This is a genomic window from Paenibacillus sp. FSL M8-0142, from assembly GCF_038597315.1.
Classification (GTDB): domain Bacteria; phylum Bacillota; class Bacilli; order Paenibacillales; family Paenibacillaceae; genus Paenibacillus_AQ; species Paenibacillus_AQ lactis.
The window spans coordinates 5,902,421-5,923,505 of sequence record NZ_CP152008.1; the positions used below are offsets into that span (position 1 = coordinate 5,902,421).

Consider the following 21,085-nt stretch of genomic DNA (forward strand, 5'->3'; position numbering starts at 1 on the left):
GCGACTGGCTGTTTGTACATGTGCTTGTAAGGTTTTAAGCTTTTTCTCATAAACGGGTCTGTCCCCGGCGATCCTGCAAGGCGTTTGCTACTTTACGGAAACGGCCATTTCGAGCTCTTTGATATATTGTTTGACAATCTCGCCGTTTCCATCTAGCTTGAATCGACCGGAGCCGTCATCTATCACTACCGGTTTGAACGGCTTCACCGTCATGGACTTGGCAGATTTTCCGACAGCTTCTAACACGAAATCGTAGTACATATCCCCTTTCGCATTGTTTTCGTCTGTGCCGGATCCGGAGATACGTTCGATGATACGGCCTTGATCGTCCACAAAATCAAAGAGTATGTCCTGATTTGCTTCCGGATGCTGCTTGTACCCCTCCATGATCAATTGCAGCCTGGACGAAGTCGATGTGAGTGTTGCCTTGTTCAGCTTGATGGTTACGTTGCCTGATGTTTTGGTTACATTAGGCTTGACAACAACCGGCTTCTCGGCTGTTTTTTGGACAGGAATCTTCAGCTTAAACGGCTTTTTGTAGCCTTCCAGATCAACCTCGGCGGTAAGCTGGAACTTATCCGGGAATGCTTCGAGATTGCCTCCGAGCTGGGAGGCATCCGTCAAGTAGATGACGGCCGTATCATTTCCTTTTGGTCCCCATACGAGGGTTGGTCTTTTCGCGTGATCGCCGCCGCCATACTCGTTAATCGATTTGCCGTTGATGGCCATCTTGATATTGCTGATCGATCCCTTGCCAAGCAAGTAGTCGCCTGTCTTCTCGTCAATTTTCCCTCCGACAAGCTTCCCATCAGATCCTTTCCCGCTGCGCTTAAGCTCAATACGGACATGGTTTCCGTCATACAGCGCTTTGGCAACGCTCAAGGTTACCCCCTCTTGGGTTACACGCTGGGATACCGCAGACTGTGCTTTCGCGGAAGGCTGAGTGGCTGCCTGCGCCGTCCCCCATGCAGCACCGCTTATAATCATGCCGGCCAAAGCCACGGAGCTCATCACTTTATATGCCTTTTTCATATTGATTCCTCCTGATTAAGTTTGTTATCGTCCGTATCATCTTTATTGCTGACGATCATCATACAGCTGCTTCAAGCCGGCCTGATCGACCGGAATCGTGATCTCAAGCTCGTCCAAGTACGTCTTTAATAAGTCCCCATTTTCGTCGGTCTTAAATGATCCGCTCTTTTGGGAAGGATCCGCGAGCTCGGGCTTAAACACTTTGAGCGTGATCGTTCGGGGAGCCTCTGCAAAGCGGTCAAACAGCAGCTCCTCCCGTTCTTGCCGGTGGTTGTCCTCCGAATATATCCCCAATCCGCCCACCGTTTCCAGAACTCTGCCCTTCTCATCCCACACCTCGAATAGCAGGGTCTCATCGCTGAGCGCTTTGTCCGGATTCGTCTGCTCAATGTTCATCAGAATGCCGGTCGTGATCGGCGTGAATTTAAGCTGCTCGAGCGTTAATTGAATGCCGTTCCACTCCCTGGTTTCTTTGAGAGGCAGGATGATCTGATCCGTGCTTTTGCGGACAGGAATTTCCATCACGAACGGCTTCGCAATCCCTTCCAGCGTGATGTTCACCGTCAATTGAAACTCATCAGGCATACGGATCCCGTTCTCGTCCAAGGACATGTTCAGCAATTCAAATAATGCGCCGTTCGGGTCCGAAGTCGGCTTGCCCGATAGCCCTGGTCTTGCTCCAAGGTCATAGTCATCAATCGAGGTGCCGTCGATTTGCATTTCGATCCGGGTAATCGCGCCTCTCGGATAGATATCTTTCGACGTATTGCCTTCCTGAATGGCCGTATGCTCCAGGATACCGCCCTCCAAGCCTTCACCCTCCCGTTTAACGGCCATGGACAGACGGGTTCCGTCATAGACGACCTCCGGTATGCTGAGCGTTATGCCTTCCTGCTCGGCGCTGACGCTCAGCGGAGTAACCAGCCCGCGTTCTTCCGCCGTCTGCAGCCCCAGGTCGTTAACCATCTGAAAGATGCTCCCGATCAGCGGGACCTTTTTGAGCGATTCCGCCATAATCGGCGATACATAAGCGCTGCTCATCACCCCGATAAAGGCTGCGGCCGCTGCGCCAATGGCGAAGGTACGGGCCCTGCCCGAGCGCTGCTTCCGGCCGGTTCTGGTCTGCATCGGCAGGTCGGCCAGCGATGCATAAACTTCATCCTGACGCTGCCGAATCATATCCGGCACCCCGGCCGCCAGCTTTTCTTTTCCTGTCTTCCGGAGTTCCTGGTCTAAGTCAAAAGGCTTCATACGCCAGCCTCCCTTCCCGTGATTGCTTTACCCGTTCCGCTAGAATCCCGCGCGCCCGGTGCAGGCGTGCCCGGACAGCCCCCTCCGAAATTTCCAGTATGCTTGAGATCTGCTTAATGGGTAAATCCTGAAAATAAAACAAATGAATGACGATTCGCAATGATTCATCCAGGTGATCGACGGCTTCACGAAGGTCCAGCTTGTGGCTGTCCCCGTAATAATCCGCGGAGCTGGCCGTTTCCGGAACCTCGGCCATGGCAACCGTTCGTTCCCGGCTGCGAAGCAGCTGGTTGCACTCATTGATCAAAATCCGGATCACCCAGGTTTTAAAATACTTCGGCTGCTGCAATGTCGACAAAGCTTTATATGCCTTCAGGGTCGTTTCCTGAAAGACGTCCGCACAATCTTCATCGCGTCTTACAATGGTCTTTGCCAAGCAGTACAGCTCGGGTTCCAGCTGGCGGAAGAGTCGAATAAACGCTTCCCGATCTCCCCGCTGTGCCCGCTTGACCTCCGATTCCATGTTCTGCACGATTTTATTCATCTCCTTTTGAGGGCCCTCTATAAGATTAGATGGGCTTGTCTTGCGAAAGGTTATATTTCGAGCAAAAAAAGATCGCCAGGCTCCTGACTCTAAGATCAGGGAGGGCGATCTTCTTGCGATCCAACCATATTCTGCTGCTTCAATTTTAACATACCAGCTATCAAAAATGTCCTAAACATATGAATTCATTCGTAAAGATGATCAAGGTTTAGAGAAGTACTTTCTCCAAAAGCCGTTATTGGTTGGTGTCGTGAGTTATCGGCGGACTGACCAGCCCGCGGGCTCGATATCAGTCTTCGATTGCCTGATATACCATGGTCCAGAAGTCGTGGATAAGATGCGCCGAATCCGGGGTGGACATCCCGACCTGGGTGAGCAGGATTCCGGTCAGCTGTTTGGCCGGGTCCGCGTACGCCGAGGTGCCGCTTCCGCCGTCCCAGCCGAACTGACCGATGGACGCATAGTCGCCGCGGTAGGTGCGCACCGCCATTCCGAAGCCCCAGCCGCCGTGCTGCCCTTGGCCATGCGACAGGTGGACGTTGTTTTTGGCCAAGTCGTCCCGGAATGCTTGCTGCTCGGGCGTGAGTCGGTTCGTGCTCATCAGCTCGACAGCGGGCCGGGACAGGATCCGTTCGTTCCCGTGCATCCCTTGGTTCAGCAGCATTCGTAAAAATGCGTCATAGTCGTCGACGGTGGAGAGCAGTCCGCCGCCGCCTGCTTGGAACGCTGGCGGCTTACTGTAGCGTCCGCCGCACGCCTCATCCCATACGATGAACTCGCCGGTCTGCGGATCGGGAACGTAGGCCGGAGGCAGCCGGTCAATTTTGCCTTCGGGCACGTAGAAGCCGGTATCCTTCATCCCCAGCGGATCAAAGATGCGTTCGCGCAGGAACGTCTCGAATGTCTGACCGGTAACCCTCGCAACGAGTACGCCGAGCACTTCGTTGCTCATGTGGTACTGCCACCGTTCTCCGGGCTGGTAGCATAGCGGGAGCGTACCCAGGCGGCGCATCCACTCATCCGGCTCCGGCATCTCCTGCCCTGGCGTGTCAAATAATCCATTCTCGAAGATCGCGTTTTGGATCGGGGAGCCCATTAACGTCATATCCACTCCGAGTCCGAACGTAGAGGTCAACAGATCCCGCACGGTGATCGGTCGCCGTGCCGGCACGGTTTCGTCCAGCGGGCCGTCAGGTCGCTTCAGCACCTGCCGGTTGGCGAGCTCGGGCAGCCACTTATCTACCGGGTCATCCAGATGCAGCTTGCACTCGTCGAGCAGGACCATCACCGCCGCGGCTCCGATCATCTTGGAAGTGGACGCCATCCGGAAGATCGTGTCCCGGCGCATCGGCGCGCCGCCGTCATGGCGCATCGTGCCGATCGCTTCGACGTGCGTCTCCCCGTTTCGGCTGACGAGGGCGACGAGCCCTGGTATCTTCCCGGAATCCACATGACTTGCCAGCACGTCGCGCATTCTGCGCAGCCCTTTGTCGGTAAATCCTTTGTTGCTATGTCCCATTGCAATCTTATTCATTTGATATCCCTCACTTAAATTTTTTTTGTAAATCCCATTGTTTTTAAACTACACTTTCGCCCGGCTTGGCGTTTTCCATTTGTCTTAAACAACCGTAACCTTGGACAGATTAGCCTCCAAGCCTTTAAGCGCCGCATAGGTCAGCTTATCCATCGTTGCGCCGTCAAAGCAGATGGTTTTGATGGCACGGTAATACTTCTTGGACAACGAAGATCCTTGGAAAGACGAATTCTTGATTACCGCCCCCTTGAACGAAACGCCGTTCAACCCCGCCTTGTCAAACCTGACGCCGATGAAGGTTTGGCCGTCAAGCACCAGCCCTGTCAGATCGCTATTTGTGAAGTCTGCCCCGTCGAACATACAATTTTCAAAGACGGTGTTTCTAAGATCGGTCATCGTCAGATTGACGTCGGTCAGCTTGGCATCCAGGAATGTTGCTCCGGCCAACCTCGACTTACTGAAGTCGGTGCGCACAAGGACCGTTTTATTGAAGCTTGCATTGGCCAGGTCAAGGGTAGACAGGTTGCAGTCCGTCAGATTCGTGCCGTCAAAATGGGCACCGTGTACGTCGCTGCTCTTAAACGAACTGCCGGTCAAATCAGCGCCCGAAAAGTCGGAACCCGAGAGCGAGCTGCTTTTAAACTGTCCATTGTGGGCCGTAACGCCTGCAAAGTCGCTTTTCGCCAGATTGCTTGCGTTAAAGCTTGTCACTACTTGCCGATCCTGCGAGTTAGAGGTTTTGGTTTGATTCATAAATATTCACATCTCCCTTATAATTAGTTTTCTAATGATCACTTTTGAGCCAGGTCACCTATTCATACCAACCGATGGTATGTATAGGCTTAAAAATAAGCTGCCTCTCGGCAGTTTAGTTTTCTTTGCTGACTTCTCTCGCTGACACTCGAAACAATTCCTCGTATCGTTGATACATTTGCTCATCGAACAGATCAAGCCCCAGGCCTTTCAATATTTCATCGAAAAATCTTACCTTATGCAGCATCATCTCGGGGGAAGCCTCAATGACCTCCGGGTTTAGCCAAATATTGGTGAGAATCACCAGGACTTCGCTAAGCTCCCTTGGATAGTCGGTTCGGATCGAGCCGTCCCGCATTCCCTGTTCGATAATGGGCTGGATATAGACGGGTACGGCTTTTTCGAGGATGTTCTCGATCTGGGCCGCCAGCAGCTTCGGATTACGCAAGAGGTTCGGCCCCACCGATGCCAGTTCGTTGCTGGCAGCATTGTCGAGAGAGGCTTGAGAAATCTTGCGGAGCTTCTCCAGTCCGTTCAGCCCTTTATCATCCCGGATGCCGGACAGCATCTCGTCAACGCCTTTGAACGCATGATCGATGACGGCCTGCCAGATCTCTTCCTTCGACTTGAAGTGATGATAAATTGCTCCTTTTGTCAGTCCGCCCAGCTCGTTGATAATATCCTGAATGGAGGTCTGCTCGTATCCCTTTTGCATGAACAGGTTAAGAGCCACGGTTAGGATTTGATTGATGGTTTCTTCCGGATATTTATTTCTTGCCATTCGTTTTCACCTTTCATACATTCGGTTGGTATGTATTGAATATATCCGATGAATCTTTTGGTGTCAACCTCTAATTCGTTATTTTTATAAAATTCTTTGTCGTTATGTATCATGAACAACTTTCGCCGGCTGCTGCACCATTAGTCAACCTTCCTGAAATCAATATTTGATTATCCGCCGTCTTCAGTAGGGGGTCGTGGGGACCCGCAAAAAGGATTGAAAACCGGCCTGCAGCAGGCCGGTTCAATGCTTTACGGCGTAAGAACGCCGTCGCCGATAATAATTCGCTGGGTCTCGCCATATTTGCCGGGAGTAGGAGCGATGATAAACTCCAGCGTGCGGACGCCGCTCACATTCACATCAAGGTCCAGCGGAGCGGACTTTGCCGAACTGAACGACAGTATTTTCAACACTTTTCCGTCGCCCATGACCTTGACCTTGCTGCTTCCGTACTCGCCTCCGGCGGTCAGCTTGTCGACTGCGGCTTTCGCGGTCAATCGCTTATATTGCTGGTTCAAGCCGACTGAAAAGGAGGGTGACTCGGTCCAATGATATTTCTGGATAAAGGCGATTCCGTCGGCGAACAGATTGCCGCTCCCGTCTTCCAGAAACGTATCGTTCCATTCATCGAAGCCTTCGGTGACGTCCGTTTCTTCGCCGGGAACGATGATCTGCTGCGTTAATAGTTCTTGGCCCAACGGAGCATATTCCTTCCCGGTCGCGAGGTCGATGTTTACTTGAACTCCCGCAATGTAAAATTTCAGGTACTTGGCTTCAGCTGGAATTCTGTGACGTAAATCGAACTGTACGGCAAACTCTTTACCCACCCCGGCGAACAGTTCCTCGTTCATCCAATTAGAGTCGAAAAGTTCATGGGACGGCACGTAGAGCGACGCAGGGGTTTCAAGACTGACATCTGCGCCCGACGTCAGCTTGCCTTCGACGGTTACCGTACGTTCCTGGATGGCGATCTTGCTGATCTCGACCGTCATCTTGCCGTTCACGGCGCTCAAGGAAGGCTGGAGCTCCGTGTCCGGCAACGCCGCGACCTCCTTGAGCGTTGCCGTCTCGCCTGCAGGTCCGATTTCGGCTTTTTTGTACGTTTCGTCTTCGTTCATACCGAATCGATAGTCGAGCCGGACGAGCGTGTGGGCCGGATCATCCGACACCGGCTGGTATGCAATGGTGTGGTCCGGAAAATGGCGGAACGTGGTGTCATCCTCGTCCAGCTCGACCGAACTGCCGTCACTGAATACGGCCTGGATTTCCGGGGCAACCTTCGTGGACGCAAGCCGGATTTCCCCTTCATATTTGTAAACCAGCACAAGCTCGTTCTGTCTTACCCCTTCGCCAAGGAACGTAATTTTGCCTGCATCATTTTGCAGGAGCACTACTTCCCGATTGTTGTACGTGACCGGAAATTCGATATACTTCGCTTTTTCCATCTCGATCCGGGAGGAAAAATCCTCCGGAATGCTCCCCACCACCTCGGAGAAGCCGTCCGCGAATTGTCGCAGCTCCGCTACGCCGCTTTCGGCAACATCAAACTCGAGTTTCCCGATACTGGCTTCGATCCCGCTCACAATCGGATCGATTCTCTTGGTTTTGATGTCATTCATGAATTGATTTCGCAAATCCGAGATTTCCTTGTACAAGGAGGTCGTTGAGAACTCTTCGAGGTTTGATTGAATATCGTTTAGCTCCCCGTTCATTCGGACGACTTCCTCCGCCTCTGCATTCTCGATATCGAGGCCTGCTACCGCCTTTTTCACTTCCTCGGTGCGCGATTTCAGTTCATCCAGTCGGCCCTTCAGTTCTTCAGCGTTCATCAGCAGCTCACTGGCGATAACGAGCCGTCCTTCGCCGTACTTCAACTTTTCAGGGTCCATCTCCGTTACTTTGCGGTACTGGGCAATGGCGGTATCCACGTCCAGGCTCTCCATCGCCTTATCGGCCGCCGCCATGAGCTTCTCGTACTCTCCGCCGCCGCTGCTGCAGCCGGCCAGCAACCAGAGGCATCCCAATATCCCGACCCATGCACGATTTCGGTTACGCATTCGGAGCGTTTCCTCCTTTCGTCCCGGACGCTGCGTTCCGGAACCGCCCTTTCCGATAGATGATATACGCCGCGATGATGACGGCCAGCAGCACGCCAACCCATACCATCCACGACCTATTCGCAGATGGTTCGTAGACGATGACCGCTTCATCTGAGGCCAGTTGGAGCGTTCGAGGCTTGCCTTCGGCAGCGGTTCCGCCGGTGGCATACAGAATATTGCCCGGCACCGTAACCGTAATTTCCATATCATCGTCCAGGTTCAGATAGACGACAGGCTTATCCGCAATCTTCTCGATGTCCCCGGGCGCTTCGACCAGCTCGTTGATCCGCTCGGGATAGAGCCTCTTCATATCCGCAACCGTCGCCAGCAGCGAGTCTTCCCCGCCACTCAGCGCGGTCAGGCTATCGAACGAAACCGTTGCGTCGACTTTTCCGTCCTTCTCCTTGAAACTGTCCAGCCGGATGACTTCTTTCCCGGCATCCGCGTTCGCGTTCGTGATCTCCTTCTCGAGTTCCTCCTTCAGTTCATCGGCGGATATCATCCCCGAAAGATCGACCGAAAACTTCCCTTTACCCGAGCCGTCATCATGGATGACGAGATCCAGCTTTCCGCATCCCGTCAAGACGACAAGCATCATAAGGGACAAGGCGATTACGATTTTTCTCATCTTCTATCTCCCGCCTATCGATAGTTGTGTACCAGCAGCTTACTCGATAAAGTACATCTTGCCGTCCACTTCGAGCGATACGGAAGATTGGCCTAGCTCCACTTTCATTTTTTTGGCATAATCGACAACCTGATTAATTGCGGCTTTATCCAGCTTCTCCGCGAACGCGTAGACAATCGTCACTTTTTCCTTGATCAGCTTCTTATTGTCGTCCACCCAGGCTCCCGTACCTTCAACCGCCGTAGCCCCTCCGAACCAGCCTGAAAACTGGGTAAGCGCTTGGTCGACGAACTTTTCGTGCGCCTCTTCGGTAATCGGAATATCGCCGTTCACCGTGGAAGGAACGTAAATTTTCACAACGTGCCCGAGTTGAAACTGGCCGTCCAGGGCGCTTCCGGCGGTGCCGTTCGCACCGGAGCTGCCTTCCGCTGAACTGAAAGACTGCTGCACGGGTGCAATGAAAAAAGCCAATACGAAAACAACAGACAGCGCGGCAAGCCACATCTTCTTCATGATTTTCAGATCTCCTTTGTCAGGTCAAATTAAATACCTACCGGTCGGTATTTACTTCACCAGTATAGAATGTGCAGATTTCATGCACAATGGGAACTTAGTCTTATAAAAATGGCCGTTTGGTTCCAAAGACAACGGTGGAATCGGACCGACGGAAAACGCGGCAATGAGGATATGGAGCGAACAAAATTCACTCCTTCGTAAGCTGATCAGATTGTAATACCCCTAAAAAAACCTCCATCATATCTTCCAACGGTACTTGTTCGTCGATGTAATGCTGGATATTGTACCCCATAAACAAAGCGACTCCTACCGTAAATATTCTTTCGGAATCAAGCGTTTTGTTGATGAACCCTTCCTTCTTCATCTCGTCGAAATAGGGGATCAGATTATGCTTCCATTCATCGATCAACGCCTTCAGTTTTTCATGGACGTTAGGCAATTGCCGGGAAACCATCGCCGATTGCAGCAGAAGCTGGGAGAAACCCTTTTGATATGATTCTTTTAATGTCAGCTTGGATGATTCCATATAACTATCCATTAAGTTCTGATTCTTCCGGTCCAAAATATGCTGCAGTCCTTCAAAATATTCGCGAAAGCTTTCTCTCAGAATCCGGATCAGAAATTCTTCCTTCGATTCAAAATGGGCATAGAACGCCCCTTTGGACAATTGCGCTTTCTTGACGATTTGATCAATGCTGGTGCTTGTATATCCCTGCTCCGAAAACAAATCGATTCCGACCTCGATGAGCTTCCGCACGGTACGTTCGGACATTTCTCTGTGTTTCATTGCATACTCCCCTGTAAATTATTTAATATATCCGAGTATAACATAACGCGGTCCCGCCGCCGAAATAGGGTCACATCAGGTCGATGTGCCATCACAAATTCTGCTGCCCCGATTTAACATAGCAGCTGCAAAAAGAAGCCAAGAGCACGCCTGCTCTTGGCTTCTTAATCACCAACAAATGAAAAATGAAGCTCCAATGCTCCATATGATTACGCTTGTTCGTTCCTAGACTTGTTCAGATTGCCGTTTCCCAAAAAAACGTCGGGGCGTCGTTCATTCCATCGCTTTTGATCATTGTGATATGCCTCCAACATGATCCTTTTGTGCGCCATAATTGCTTCCTGTCGTGATTTTCATCTCCGTAAAATTCTCAACGCTCTTGCCCTTTTCGTAAAAATAAGGAACATTCCCTTTAACACCATCCTGCGTATAGAAAGGATCGTCCTTTCGCAGCGGAAGCTGCACGTTCTCTCCCGTGCTCGCGGATTTGTAAATGCTCATGATCAACTCCAATGTGCTGCGGCCGCTTTCTCCGTCGATGAGCACCGGTGTTCCATGCTCGATCGCGCTCAGCATATTGTCGATCTGACCGGTATGGCCCTCGTACGGCAAATCCGGCAATTCGTCATAGTATTTCTGAATTTTCTCTTCCAGCTTCAGATCGCGTTCAGGGAATCCGTTCGGCAAAGAAATGGAGGCCGTGACCCGCCAAGGTGCGGAAATCCGGGCAAACTGCCCTTGGAAGACGTATTGCTGCTCTTCGCCGTGGTGAACAACCGAGCTGGTAAGCTGCCCCAAGGCTCCATTCGGATATTTCATCATCGCAATGGATAAATCCTCAACCTCCGCATTATCATGAGCAACGTTGCTCATATAGGCTTGTATTTGGCTTGGACGACCGAGCATCCAAAGCAATCCATCAATATGATGTACGGCATGATTTAGAGTAGGGCCTCCCCCTTCTTTCTCCCAAGTGCCGCGCCACCATAAGTCGTAATAACAATGGCCTCGCCACCAGAAAGAATCCACTTGAGCATGCAGAATCTTGCCGGCCATGCCGCTGTCCAATATGTGCTTCAGCTTCATAATCGGGTTTCTGAATCGGTTCTGGGCGATAACGGACAACAGCTTACCGCTATTCTGTGCCGCTTCGATCATATCGTCACATTCCTTAAGCGACGCTGCCATAGGCTTCTCAACAACGACATGGCTTCCTGCATTCAGAAAATCGACCGTAACCTGCGCATGAACATACGGAGGCATACAGATGGAAACGAGATCGATTCCGTCTTTGAGCAGTTCTTTATAATCTTGTACGATTTTGGCATCTAGTCCGTACTGCTCCCGCCTCGCTTCTGCCTTCTCGGGATAAAGATCGCATAGGGCAACAATTTTACAGCGGTCCTCGAATTGCAGATATGCTTCGATATGACTGGGTGAAATTGCTCCCGTACCTATAATTGCAACCTTTAACATACGTTTTTGCCTCCCAACTTTGTTTTATATAAAGAAGTGTAGCTGGGGCAGCCTTGCAAATGTATTTTGTTATGGGGGGAAAATAACGCTGTGTTGCGGATTGTATGGTATATTCAATGCAAGCACGAAGACGAGGAAGAAGGAGGCGAATAACTTGCCGTTGGTTGCAAGCGACGACAGGATCTCTCCCTTGTACTTTGCCTATAGACGTAAAAGCGAAAATTACGAGCATAAAGAGACTTTCCATTCCCACCTTGGACTTGAAGTGTTGTTCATTCATCAAGGAAGAGGAACCATGATCGTAAATAACATCAGCTATGAGATTAAGCCGGGCATGCTTTGTATTTTTCAGCCTTGCCAACTCCATCATCTAAAGCTTGAATACGACAACCAACAATGCTTCGAACGATCGATTGCGATTTTCGAACCGACCGTGTACGAGTCTTATTTTAAACAATGGCCCGCACTCCACGAATTTTACAATTTTATATACTTAGGCAATCTCCCCTTCCCTTGTCTCTATGAAGTCGATGACCCTTACCTGGACAGTGCATACAAGAGCATGCACGATCGATTCCCGACGCTGACCGGCACGGAAAAATATGAAGAAATTTCGCTGTTTCTTGTCGCACTGTTTCGCTCCCTGAAACAGATATGGGATAAGCGGAAAGAACGAGGCACAACATACCCAGCCCGCCGTAAAAATCATCGGGTGGAGCACATTTTGAACTGGATCGAAACGAACTATTCGGTTCCTTTCCGATTGGACGATATGGCCAAGTCGCTGCATCTGTCTCCCTACCATTTGTCACATCTCTTTAAAGAAGCGACAGGGATCAGTATCACGGAATACATTGCAGCCCGAAGGATTCATCAATCCATCCAGCTGTTAGCAACTACGAAAAAACCGATCTCACTCATTGCGGAGGAGATCGGTTTAACGAATAGCTCCTATTTTTGCAAATTGTTCAAGTCGCATATGGGAATCACGCCGCATCAATATCGAAAGAAATGGACGAGTACATGATTCTTCTGTTTAGATATCATAGTCAGCAACTACAAGAAGCCAAGAGCACATCCCTGCTCTTGGCTTCTTGTTCACCATTGATTTAAGCTAATATAATCCAAATTATTACGAAGTATGATTCGATAAGCCTTACTAGCTTCTTTCCAAACCCGGTGTTAGAGCCTCAACTTTTGCAGGCCAATCTATTTACGAACAACGGTGTACCCTTTGTCCTCCAGCAGCTTGACGATCCCATGCTCACCCAGATAATGGGCTGCACCAACCACGATGAAGTACTCTTCGTTTTTGCCGTTTTTCAGGTATCCGTCGATTTTCTCGGCCATTCCGATGTTTCGGTCAATCAGCATCGCTTTGTTGTATTCCTCATCAACAGCCATGCTGTTGGTGAACTCCAGCAGCGCCTCATCATTGCCCGTCTTCCACATTTTAGCCAATTGCTCCACGCCGTCATCCAGCACGTCGAAATTGTCCAAGGCGATGTTGAGATTCTTCTCCTGCAGCTCTTTGGAGAAGCCGTTAAACATGCCCAGCTGCAATTCATAGGATTCCAGCTCGATTACCGGAATTTTGCGTTCGATCGCTTTCTGGACGAAATACAGATCGATCCCTTGAGCGGCTTCATATCCAGCCTTCACCGCTTTCAAGCTGCTGATCGTGGATTCCACTACCCAAGGCTTGAACGCATCCAAGGCATTCGGCTTCATGCCGCTCTCCGTCAGGATTTTGCCGAGCTTGGCGTACGTCTCGCTGGACACATGATCCTTGAGCGTTGTTCCATCCTTATACATGCCCATATCCATGATCAGCTGCTGCTGCGCGTCGTCGGCTGCCTTGCTGACATCCACCTCGACACCGAGATAATCCGCTTCGGCAAAGGCTTCCTCAAATTCCGGACGCAGCGGGTAGAAGCTGTCATCCGCAATATGCATGGAGCCCACCAGATACACTGTGTTCCCATTGCTCTCTACTTCCCACATAAACCCGCGGCCGCCGGTCTGCGCGGTTTCAGTTGCCTTGGAAACCAGCACCACCGTGCGCGTTTTGGCATCCCAACGGACCTCATATCCGGCCGCATCGCCGACCACCCGAATTGGGGCATAGGTTACGCCATTGATGCGCTTGAGCTTGCTTTTCAGCGTAATCGTCTTGCCGTCCACAACGGCGTGAATCGTACCATCTGCGGCATTCTTAAGCTTCGCATCCATTGCCTGGAGCGTCGTTTTCAGCGGAACATACGTTGTTCCGTGATCGATGACCGGAGTACCTCCGGCATATGCTACGGTCTGATCATTCACCTTAACTGCCGGCTGCTTGGGAGCAGCCATTGCAGGTGCAGCCGCTGTGGTGATAATTCCCGCTGAGACGATGAGCGATAAGAGCATTCGTTTCCAATTTTTCATGTGTGGTTCTCCTTAATATTGTTGGTGTTGTGGGATTGCGATCATGGTTACATCTTATAAGCCTTCATTGCTTTGCGAAGCTCTTTAAAGGTCGGACGCTTGCCGTACATCAGCACGCCGGTGCGGTAGATTTTCGCAGCCAGCCAGCCAAAGATCAGGATTGCGACGAACAGAATCGCCAGCGACAGCAGGATTTCCCAGAGCGGGATATCTCCAAGGCCGATTCGGATCAGGATCGTTGTCGGCGAGATGAACGGAATGTAGCTGGATACCTTCAGCAGCATCGAGTTCGGCGTGCTTAGACTAAAGATTGCGATGTAGAAAGCGACGAGCGACAGCATCGTGATCGGCATAACCGCCTGGCCCAAATCCTCGGTACGGCTGACGATGGAGCCGATAGCTGCATACAGCACCGCATAGAGGAAGTATCCGAAAATATAGAAGATCAGACCGAACACGATCAGCATTGGATCAATGGCCGAGACATCCAGGTTCATATCCTGAAGTGCGCCGATATTATGCGGCAGCATCACGTTCACGGCAATCACGACAGCAAATACAGCGATTTGCGACAATCCCAGCAGGAACATTCCGATGACTTTGCCAAACATTTGGCTAAGCGGCGATACGCTGGTTATGAGGATCTCCATAATCCGGGAGCTTTTCTCGGTTGTAACCTCTGAAGCGATCATATTCCCGGTCCCCATGAGCGTGAAGAAGAACAGGATGACCAGTGCATAAACCACGATGTAGTTCATAACCTCGGAAGCTTCGTCTTCGGCAGCAGCACCGCCGGCCTTGCCGGCTTCGTTAGCGTCAATGCTGCGAGTATCGATCTGAACCGGCGTATTCAGCGCATTGATCTGATCATCCGTCAGATTCAGCCCCGCAACGATCGTCCGGGTTTTTGCAACTTGGAGCGCCGCCTGCAGGTTGGATTGAAGCTCCATGTTGATGCCCTCATCCTCCGAGCTATAGACAACCGTCGGGAAGGCATTGCCTTCTTGGGTTTCGAATGTCAGGTACCCCTCGATAACCCCGTCTTTAATATCTTGCTTCAGCGCAGCCTCATCATTTGCCTCGTATTTCACCAGTTCATACGTAGTCGGCAGGTTGCCCCATGTGGTCTGCAATTGTTCAGCAAGGGTTTGCTCTTGTCCGTAAACAAGGCCGATGCGTACCGCTTCGCCGGAGTCGTCCTTGTCGCCGGTAAACCATTGGATCAGGAACGGCAAATTGATGCCGATGGTAATAATGAGTGCAAAAATCAAGGTCGATACAAGAAACGATTTCGTTCTTGCCTTATTCATGAATGTAAATCGAATAACCGTCCACATATTATTCATTGGATTCACCTACCGCCTTTATGAAGATTTGGTTGAGCGTCGGCTCCTTCACTTCAAACCGATGCACGACGCTCTGCGATATTGCCTTATTCAAAATTTGCTGCCCAGCGCTTACGTCAGAGATCCGGATGGAATATCCGTCCTCGGTACGATTCACCGCCGTAACACCCGGTACCGACTCCAGTCCTTGAACCTCGCCCGATGTGCCAAGAATGACTTCCTCGCGCGGGTACTTAGCTTTGATTTCCTTCAGATTGCCTTTCACGACCGTGTTGGATCGATGCAGGATCGTTATGTTTTTACACAGCTCCTCGACATGCTCCATACGGTGGGTTGAAAATAGAATGCTGGTGCCTTGATCGCGAAGCTCTTTTACGGTGGATTTCAGCAGCTCTACGTTAACCGGATCAAGACCGCTGAACGCCTCGTCCAGAATCAAGATTTGCGGGTTATGGATGACGGCTGCGATAAAGCCCATTTTCTGCTGGTTCCCCTTCGACAGCTCTTCAATCTTCTTATCGTAATATTCCGGTACTTCGAACCGCTCAAGCCAGTACTTGAGGCTCTTGTCGGCGTCCTTGGCGGACATGCCGCGAAGCTGGCCGAGATACGTAATCTGCTCGCTGACCTTCACCTTCGGATACAATCCGCGCTCTTCCGGCAGATAACCCATAATATGTCTAAGTTCCTTACTGTAAGGCTTGCCGTTGTAAAGAATCGTCCCGTCATCCGGGTAGATCAGGCCGAGCACCATCCGCATGGTCGTTGTCTTCCCTGCACCGTTGGCGCCCAGGAGTCCGTAAATTTCGCCTTCCTCCACTTGTAGCGAAATCCGGTTCACCGCGGTTTTGTCCGCATAAATTTTAACGACATTATCCAATAGTAATCGTTGCATTTCTTATTCCCCTCTCCTATTTCTGCATGCCGGCAGGTTGATGGCCATCGATCCATAAACGAAGCACTTCGTCCAGCTCCAGCGAGCGGGTCTGGATAAAGGTCATTCCTGCTGACCGTAGAATATTCTCAACTTCCAAGCATTCCGTCGTCACAAAAGATATCGTTGTCGCATTCTCCTGCCTGCTGCTGATAATCCCCGGCAGTTCACGCACGATGGAGGCATCGCCTTGAATCCAGCATTCCTTCCAATTATCGAGCAGCGAATCCTTCTCGACCATGCCGAGCAGCTTGCCATGATGAATCAAAATCACGTAGTCCGCAAGACGCCGGATTTCATCCACCACATGGGTGGAGAGAATAATCGTCGTGTCGATGGACTTCATCAGCTTGTGCAGCTGGTCAATCATCTGCTTCCAGGCAAACGGGTCAAGTCCCGACGACGGCTCATCCAGCAGCAGCAGCTTCGGCCTTGGGGCCAGCGCAGCGGCGATCTCGAATTTCCGCCGTTCGCCCTTCGACATTTTGCGGAGCTTCACGCCGCGTGGAACATCGAACCTTGACATCAGCTCGTCAAAAAAGTACCCGTCCCAATTGTCATACCAGGATGCACGAAAGGTAGCCGCCTGATCCGCCGTCATATGCTGTTCTTCCACGCTCAGCTGCTCAGGCACAAAAGCCATCTGCTTTCGAACCTCGATCGGCAGCTCCTTCGAATACGATTCACCGAACCAGGTAACCTCCCCTTCATCCGGGAACACCGTCTGGATCATCATGTTCAGCAAGGTGCTTTTCCCCGATCCGTTCGGTCCCACCAGCGCAACGATATACCCTTGAGGAATCGATAATTGGATGGGTCCGATGGTTTTCGTTCGACGCCGTTTCATGACGTTACGAAACTCAATGACATGTGGTTCCATTCGTTAATGACCTCCCCGTGATTGATATCGTTCGCGGACAACTTCCATGAACAGCTCAGTTAACTCCTCTTGTTTCATCTGGACGGCAAGCCCTCGATCTACGGCCAGGTTTAAGGCTTCGATTACGGCATCGCGTTTAAATTGCTCCCTTGCCTGGTCGCCGACACCGGCAACGAAGGTTCCCGTACCCTGTCTGGTGCGAAGAAGGCCCTCACTCTCCAAATCCTGGTACACCCTGCGTACCGTGATCACACTACAATTCAGATTTCCGGCAAATTCCCGTATGGACGGCAATAATGTCCCCTCCTCGATCTGACCGCTGATAATGAGCGAGCGCAGCTGTGTCTCTATCTGGTGATATAAAGGCTCTGCGCTATTTTCGTTAATCTGAATCGGAATTCGCACCTTCTACCACCTCGCTTTTTCCATATCCTTATGGGGTCCCCCTATTTCTTCTGCTTATAAATCCAATTAATTACGATAAATCCCGGGTTTGCTGCCGGATATAGGTCAGTCTGCTCATCAGCAGCATTCCGCCTAATCCAATGATCAGTGATCCCCACATAACCGGGGATAGCAGCTTCCATCTCATGGCCGAATCCATAACGAATTTGAACATGCTGTATCCAAGCAAGCTGAGCGTACCTGCTGCAACGACCGTGACGATCATGAGTATGAGGGTTTTCCCCAGGTAAGCCTTGCCGCTCCCCATGTTCTCCCAGTAAATATAAAATCCAGTCAATAAAAACCCAATGCCGATCCAGCTGATGACAAATGCGGCGTAGCTGGCGATATCCACTGCCTCTCGCATTTGATTGGCGATCGCGTAGGCGACTCCGAAAAATACGATGCCGTTAATCACATAGGCGATGATCGCGTTAATGATCCGGCTGATAAAGATCGCATAGGCCGGAACCGGGAGGCTCCGGTAATAGTACAGCATCTGTGTGTAAGAATCCTCGTTGATATACCGGAACGACCTGCGATTAAACGTGAGGCCCATCAGCGGCGCGTAGAGGACTAGCAGAAAATCTACCAGCGGGTTCACATATTCGTTCAAATGCTCGAACTGCTCGTTCATGACTACGCTTGTCGCGAATCCCATGTATATCATAAAGATCAGGGTCCATAATATTTGAAGCTTATCGCTGGCAAAATCTTTCCTGACGATTTTCATCGCGTTATGAAGCATGTGCTGCAACTGGCCTCATCCTTTCCCCACATTAACCTTGTTAATATTTCGCGTTATGAATTGGTTTGATTGATCCGATACTGTGATTATGTAATGATCACTGTGCTCACTGTGTATATCTTTATACACAGTATACAGTGTGTAGATAAACAGTGTCAATAGCGTTTGTAAAATAATGTGAAGGCGGCAAAACGACTGTACTCCCCGGGCTCGCTGCCTGTTTCCTCTCACAGCTAACTCCCGGGCCAGCTGCCTGCCCCCTCAGCAACAAAACACCCGCAAGAGTGATCCTTGCGGGTGTGCCTCCATTGACTCGGCTGCGGCTGGGTCGTCGGGCTTCCCTGCTAGAGGGGAGTACAGGCGCGGAGGAGACCTGGCGTTCGCCTTTGAAATCGGGAAACTCCATTAACCCTCATTAACGTTCAGGTTTCCCGATTTCAACAGCGACCGGAGCGACAGTTCTCCCCGGGCCTGCAAGCTGTTTCCTCTCACAGCTAACTCCCGGGCCAACTGCCTGCCCCCTCAGCAACAAAACACCCGCAAGAGTGATCCTTGCGGGTGTGCCTCCATTGACTCGGCTGCGGCTGGGTCGAGCTTCCCTGCTAGAGGGGAGTACAGGCGCGGAGGAGACCTGGCGTTCGCCTTTGAAATCGGGAAACTCCATTAACCTCATTAACAATTCAGGTTTCCCGATTTCAACAGCGACCGGAGCGACTGTTCTCCCCGGGCCTGCAAGCTGTTTCCTCTCACAGCTAACTCCCGGGCCAGCTACCTGCCCCCTCAACAACAAAACACCCGCAAGAGTGATCCTTGCGGATGTTCCTCCATTGACACGGCTGCAGCTGGGTCATCGAGCTTCCCTGCTAGAGGGGAGTACAGGCGCGGAGGAGCCCTGGCGTTCGCCTTTGAAATCGGGAAACTCCATTTACCTCATTAACATTCAGGGTTTCCCGATTTCAACAGCGACCGGAGCGACTGTTCTCCCCGGGCCAGCTGCCTGCAATCCCTGGTCCCACTGCCTGAAATCCAGCCTTATAAATGTAAAAACACCCGCCAGATCGCTCTGACGGGTGTTCCTCCATTTATAAGCCAAAAATAACTTTCCACACCGGCTGGGTATGTCCCCCCGGATACATCAGGTAGAGCAGCGTGTATACCGCAACGCCTGTGATCGCTGTAATAAACCAGATGATCGAGGTCACTCGGCCCCATTTGCGGTGCTTCGCATACTTTTCTTTGAAGCCAAGAACCAGCGTGGTGATTCCGAAGACGGCGGCCACCGTGGCCAGCACGATATGGAAGATCAGGAATGTCTGATAATACGGCTTCAGGCTATCCGGACCGCCCCACGAGGTGTTCCCGATGAACACCGTCCGGGAAGAATAAATAATAAAGAAGATGATAGCTGCCACGGCAGCCCAAATCATCGTTTTTTTGTGAGCCTCCCGTTTTCCCTTGATAATCAGTCCCCAACCGATGGCGACCAGCACGGCGCTGATCACGATGAAGGTTGTACTGATCGTGGGAAAGAGAAAGAACAAATCCATGTAGATCCCCCTTCAAAAAATAATCCTCATTATGCCTGGTTCAGCTTGCCCGGCGGAACCTCGGTAGGCAATGGATCGTCCTCCTTATTTTCACGCTTGTACCAATGGAAGAATACGTATGCGAGCATGGAAGCGAAGATAATCTCTTGGAAGAATTTCATGATGATCCCGCCGACCCGCTGGTCAATCGCAGGCTCCAAATATCCGAAATACTCCGGGCCTCCGAATTGAGTGAGCAATCCGGACGTATCGGATACGCAGTATCCCATCGCTTTTGCCCAAATGGCAGGATCGCTGTAGGTCGCATACATCGGCTCGCTCGAAAAGATGATCAGCGCACAAGCCGGCGTCAGCAGCACCATATTGAGGAAGATGTATCCCATCTTCGCCAGCCCTGTCGTCTTGTCCTTTTCAGGGATCGGATTCAGAATCGCCCACCACATCACAAGTGAAGCAATGAACAAGATCAGATAGTACAGACGATGCACCCAGAAATTGAGCATGACAAAGTCATGAATCACCGGGAAGTGGTAGAACGAGAACAAGCCGTTGAATAAAATCGCAGCCACAACCGGACGAGTGAGGAAACCGAGCTTCTTAAACGGATTCACTCTGTCAAAGGCGCGCCACATCCATACCGGGATACCCAGAATCAGGAGCGGAGTAGCCATCAGGTAGGACATTGCCATGCTGACCATATGAAACGAGAACATCGTATGGCCCAGCAAGCTGATCGGTCCGCCCTGGGCAAGGTAGAGCGTGAACATACCTGCAACGAATAAGGTCTTCCGGCCTGCCGACACCGGAGCATGGCCTTTAAACCGGCTGCTCAGCGGTCCCGTGAACAAGAAATAGGCAGCGGTCACAAGCAGCATGAACGCCAGAAACAAAGGACTCCATTTATCCGCAAAACTAAAATATTCTAAGCCCAGCATGCAAAAACCTCCCCATAACGGGTTAAATTCTAGTCGAAATTGTGACACCTTCCTACGACTTAAAAAAAGAGGGGGCTATTAGCCCTCCTCTTTTTCATTTTACCACCAAACCCAGAACAATGCCATGATGATACAGGTGCTTGCTACGAAGAAGCCCCCGATCATGAACACGATCGGCATCAGATGACCTTTATCCTTAAGGTGCATCCAGTACCCCATCTGCACGAATACTTGCAGGATCGCCATCACCAGCAAAAGAATGATGGTAAATGCAGGATTCACGCCCCCGGCCGCAACCGCGGCAAACGCGATGGCAGTCAGGATGATGGAGAAGATAAAGACAATAATATGTTTCTCAGGGCCTTCGGTACGATGGCGGTGCTTCACCGTATGCCCCTCATTGGATTGTTGATTCGCTGTCAT

Annotated in this window: 21 protein-coding genes; 1 reads left to right on the forward strand and 20 read right to left on the reverse strand. The window is 51.1% G+C overall.

Annotated features, from left to right (window positions below):
* Window positions 1-87: 87 nt before the first annotated feature.
* The 11 genes from NSQ46_RS26805 to NSQ46_RS26855 form a co-directional block, all read right to left on the reverse strand.
* Window positions 88-1,032, reverse strand: coding sequence for a DUF5643 domain-containing protein (locus NSQ46_RS26805; protein ID WP_340897553.1), 945 nt, complete (start codon window positions 1,030-1,032; stop codon window positions 88-90).
* Window positions 1,033-1,074: 42 nt separating this feature from the next.
* Window positions 1,075-2,283: a DUF4179 domain-containing protein gene (locus NSQ46_RS26810; RefSeq protein WP_007132511.1), complete on the reverse strand. Its 1,209-nt coding sequence runs from the start codon at window positions 2,281-2,283 to the stop codon at window positions 1,075-1,077.
* Window positions 2,270-2,806: a sigma-70 family RNA polymerase sigma factor gene (locus tag NSQ46_RS26815; RefSeq protein WP_223260682.1), complete on the reverse strand. Its 537-nt coding sequence runs from the start codon at window positions 2,804-2,806 to the stop codon at window positions 2,270-2,272. Before NSQ46_RS26815 ends, NSQ46_RS26810 begins: the two co-directional genes overlap by 14 nt.
* Before the next feature lie 310 nt (window positions 2,807-3,116).
* Window positions 3,117-4,346 carry a serine hydrolase domain-containing protein gene (locus NSQ46_RS26820; RefSeq protein ID WP_040740216.1) on the reverse strand — a complete coding sequence of 410 codons (1,230 nt, stop codon included), beginning with the start codon at window positions 4,344-4,346 and terminating at the stop codon, window positions 3,117-3,119.
* 99 nt (window positions 4,347-4,445) lie between these two features.
* Entirely contained in the window at window positions 4,446-5,114 is a 669-nt protein-coding gene (locus tag NSQ46_RS26825; RefSeq protein ID WP_084047061.1) for a pentapeptide repeat-containing protein, read from the reverse strand.
* Window positions 5,115-5,229: 115 nt separating this feature from the next.
* Window positions 5,230-5,895 (reverse strand): TetR/AcrR family transcriptional regulator, encoded by a 666-nt coding sequence (locus NSQ46_RS26830; RefSeq protein WP_007132516.1) that lies wholly within the window; start codon window positions 5,893-5,895, stop codon window positions 5,230-5,232.
* Window positions 5,896-6,146: 251 nt separating this feature from the next.
* Window positions 6,147-7,952, reverse strand: a complete 1,806-nt coding sequence (locus NSQ46_RS26835; protein ID WP_007132517.1) for an NPCBM/NEW2 domain-containing protein — start codon at window positions 7,950-7,952, stop codon at window positions 6,147-6,149.
* Window positions 7,945-8,622 carry a hypothetical protein gene (locus NSQ46_RS26840; protein WP_007132518.1) on the reverse strand — a complete coding sequence of 226 codons (678 nt, stop codon included), beginning with the start codon at window positions 8,620-8,622 and terminating at the stop codon, window positions 7,945-7,947. The genes NSQ46_RS26835 and NSQ46_RS26840 overlap by 8 nt, the downstream gene beginning before the upstream one ends.
* Window positions 8,623-8,661: 39 nt before the next feature.
* Window positions 8,662-9,135: a DUF3574 domain-containing protein gene (locus NSQ46_RS26845; RefSeq protein WP_007132519.1), complete on the reverse strand. Its 474-nt coding sequence runs from the start codon at window positions 9,133-9,135 to the stop codon at window positions 8,662-8,664.
* Between the two features lie 190 nt (window positions 9,136-9,325).
* Window positions 9,326-9,925, reverse strand: a complete 600-nt coding sequence (locus NSQ46_RS26850) for a TetR/AcrR family transcriptional regulator (RefSeq protein WP_007132520.1) — start codon at window positions 9,923-9,925, stop codon at window positions 9,326-9,328.
* A gap of 291 nt (window positions 9,926-10,216) precedes the next feature.
* Window positions 10,217-11,401 (reverse strand): Gfo/Idh/MocA family oxidoreductase, encoded by a 1,185-nt coding sequence (locus tag NSQ46_RS26855; RefSeq protein ID WP_007132521.1) that lies wholly within the window; start codon window positions 11,399-11,401, stop codon window positions 10,217-10,219.
* A gap of 154 nt (window positions 11,402-11,555) precedes the next feature.
* Here NSQ46_RS26855 and NSQ46_RS26860 point away from each other — a divergent pair, with 154 nt between their 5' ends.
* On the forward strand, window positions 11,556-12,428 hold the full coding sequence (locus tag NSQ46_RS26860) for an AraC family transcriptional regulator (protein WP_007132522.1): 873 nt from the start codon (window positions 11,556-11,558) through the stop codon (window positions 12,426-12,428).
* A gap of 182 nt (window positions 12,429-12,610) precedes the next feature.
* Here the strand turns inward: NSQ46_RS26860 and NSQ46_RS26865 are convergent, their stop codons facing one another.
* From NSQ46_RS26865 to NSQ46_RS26905, 9 genes are all read right to left on the reverse strand, one after another.
* Window positions 12,611-13,828, reverse strand: coding sequence for a TraB/GumN family protein (locus NSQ46_RS26865; protein WP_007132523.1), 1,218 nt, complete (start codon window positions 13,826-13,828; stop codon window positions 12,611-12,613).
* A gap of 47 nt (window positions 13,829-13,875) precedes the next feature.
* On the reverse strand, window positions 13,876-15,174 hold the full coding sequence (locus NSQ46_RS26870; protein WP_007132524.1) for an ABC transporter permease: 1,299 nt from the start codon (window positions 15,172-15,174) through the stop codon (window positions 13,876-13,878).
* Entirely contained in the window at window positions 15,167-16,069 is a 903-nt protein-coding gene (locus tag NSQ46_RS26875; protein ID WP_007132525.1) for an ATP-binding cassette domain-containing protein, read from the reverse strand. The genes NSQ46_RS26870 and NSQ46_RS26875 overlap by 8 nt, the downstream gene beginning before the upstream one ends.
* A 16-nt stretch (window positions 16,070-16,085) precedes the next feature.
* Window positions 16,086-16,988: an ABC transporter ATP-binding protein gene (locus tag NSQ46_RS26880; protein WP_144878776.1), complete on the reverse strand. Its 903-nt coding sequence runs from the start codon at window positions 16,986-16,988 to the stop codon at window positions 16,086-16,088.
* Between the two features lie 3 nt (window positions 16,989-16,991).
* Window positions 16,992-17,393 carry a GntR family transcriptional regulator gene (locus NSQ46_RS26885; protein ID WP_028407361.1) on the reverse strand — a complete coding sequence of 134 codons (402 nt, stop codon included), beginning with the start codon at window positions 17,391-17,393 and terminating at the stop codon, window positions 16,992-16,994.
* A 70-nt stretch (window positions 17,394-17,463) separates the two neighbouring features.
* Window positions 17,464-18,180 carry a hypothetical protein gene (locus NSQ46_RS26890; RefSeq protein ID WP_007132528.1) on the reverse strand — a complete coding sequence of 239 codons (717 nt, stop codon included), beginning with the start codon at window positions 18,178-18,180 and terminating at the stop codon, window positions 17,464-17,466.
* 1,082 nt (window positions 18,181-19,262) lie between these two features.
* Complete coding sequence (locus NSQ46_RS26895; protein ID WP_007130408.1) at window positions 19,263-19,727, reverse strand: DUF420 domain-containing protein; 465 nt, start codon at window positions 19,725-19,727, stop codon at window positions 19,263-19,265.
* Between the two features lie 29 nt (window positions 19,728-19,756).
* Window positions 19,757-20,662 carry a cytochrome c oxidase assembly factor CtaG gene (gene ctaG / locus NSQ46_RS26900; RefSeq protein WP_007130409.1) on the reverse strand — a complete coding sequence of 302 codons (906 nt, stop codon included), beginning with the start codon at window positions 20,660-20,662 and terminating at the stop codon, window positions 19,757-19,759.
* A gap of 99 nt (window positions 20,663-20,761) precedes the next feature.
* Complete coding sequence (locus tag NSQ46_RS26905) at window positions 20,762-21,085, reverse strand: cytochrome C oxidase subunit IV family protein (RefSeq protein WP_007130410.1); 324 nt, start codon at window positions 21,083-21,085, stop codon at window positions 20,762-20,764.

Coding starts and splice junctions, on each gene's coding strand:
- NSQ46_RS26805 (WP_340897553.1), bottom strand. CDS start 1,032: ATGAAAAAGGCATATAAAGTGATGAGCTCCGTGGCTTTGGCCGGCATG.
- NSQ46_RS26810 (WP_007132511.1), bottom strand. CDS start 2,283: ATGAAGCCTTTTGACTTAGACCAGGAACTCCGGAAGACAGGAAAAGAA.
- NSQ46_RS26815 (WP_223260682.1), bottom strand. CDS start 2,806: ATGGAATCGGAGGTCAAGCGGGCACAGCGGGGAGATCGGGAAGCGTTT.
- NSQ46_RS26820 (WP_040740216.1), bottom strand. CDS start 4,346: ATGGGACATAGCAACAAAGGATTTACCGACAAAGGGCTGCGCAGAATG.
- NSQ46_RS26825 (WP_084047061.1), bottom strand. CDS start 5,114: ATGAATCAAACCAAAACCTCTAACTCGCAGGATCGGCAAGTAGTGACA.
- NSQ46_RS26830 (WP_007132516.1), bottom strand. CDS start 5,895: ATGGCAAGAAATAAATATCCGGAAGAAACCATCAATCAAATCCTAACC.
- NSQ46_RS26835 (WP_007132517.1), bottom strand. CDS start 7,952: ATGCGTAACCGAAATCGTGCATGGGTCGGGATATTGGGATGCCTCTGG.
- NSQ46_RS26840 (WP_007132518.1), bottom strand. CDS start 8,622: ATGAGAAAAATCGTAATCGCCTTGTCCCTTATGATGCTTGTCGTCTTG.
- NSQ46_RS26845 (WP_007132519.1), bottom strand. CDS start 9,135: ATGAAGAAGATGTGGCTTGCCGCGCTGTCTGTTGTTTTCGTATTGGCT.
- NSQ46_RS26850 (WP_007132520.1), bottom strand. CDS start 9,925: ATGAAACACAGAGAAATGTCCGAACGTACCGTGCGGAAGCTCATCGAG.
- NSQ46_RS26855 (WP_007132521.1), bottom strand. CDS start 11,401: ATGTTAAAGGTTGCAATTATAGGTACGGGAGCAATTTCACCCAGTCAT.
- NSQ46_RS26865 (WP_007132523.1), bottom strand. CDS start 13,828: ATGAAAAATTGGAAACGAATGCTCTTATCGCTCATCGTCTCAGCGGGA.
- NSQ46_RS26870 (WP_007132524.1), bottom strand. CDS start 15,174: ATGAATAATATGTGGACGGTTATTCGATTTACATTCATGAATAAGGCA.
- NSQ46_RS26875 (WP_007132525.1), bottom strand. CDS start 16,069: ATGCAACGATTACTATTGGATAATGTCGTTAAAATTTATGCGGACAAA.
- NSQ46_RS26880 (WP_144878776.1), bottom strand. CDS start 16,988: ATGGAACCACATGTCATTGAGTTTCGTAACGTCATGAAACGGCGTCGA.
- NSQ46_RS26890 (WP_007132528.1), bottom strand. CDS start 18,180: ATGCTTCATAACGCGATGAAAATCGTCAGGAAAGATTTTGCCAGCGAT.
- NSQ46_RS26895 (WP_007130408.1), bottom strand. CDS start 19,727: ATGGATTTGTTCTTTCTCTTTCCCACGATCAGTACAACCTTCATCGTG.
- ctaG (WP_007130409.1), bottom strand. CDS start 20,662: ATGCTGGGCTTAGAATATTTTAGTTTTGCGGATAAATGGAGTCCTTTG.
- NSQ46_RS26905 (WP_007130410.1), bottom strand. CDS start 21,085: ATGACAGCGAATCAACAATCCAATGAGGGGCATACGGTGAAGCACCGC.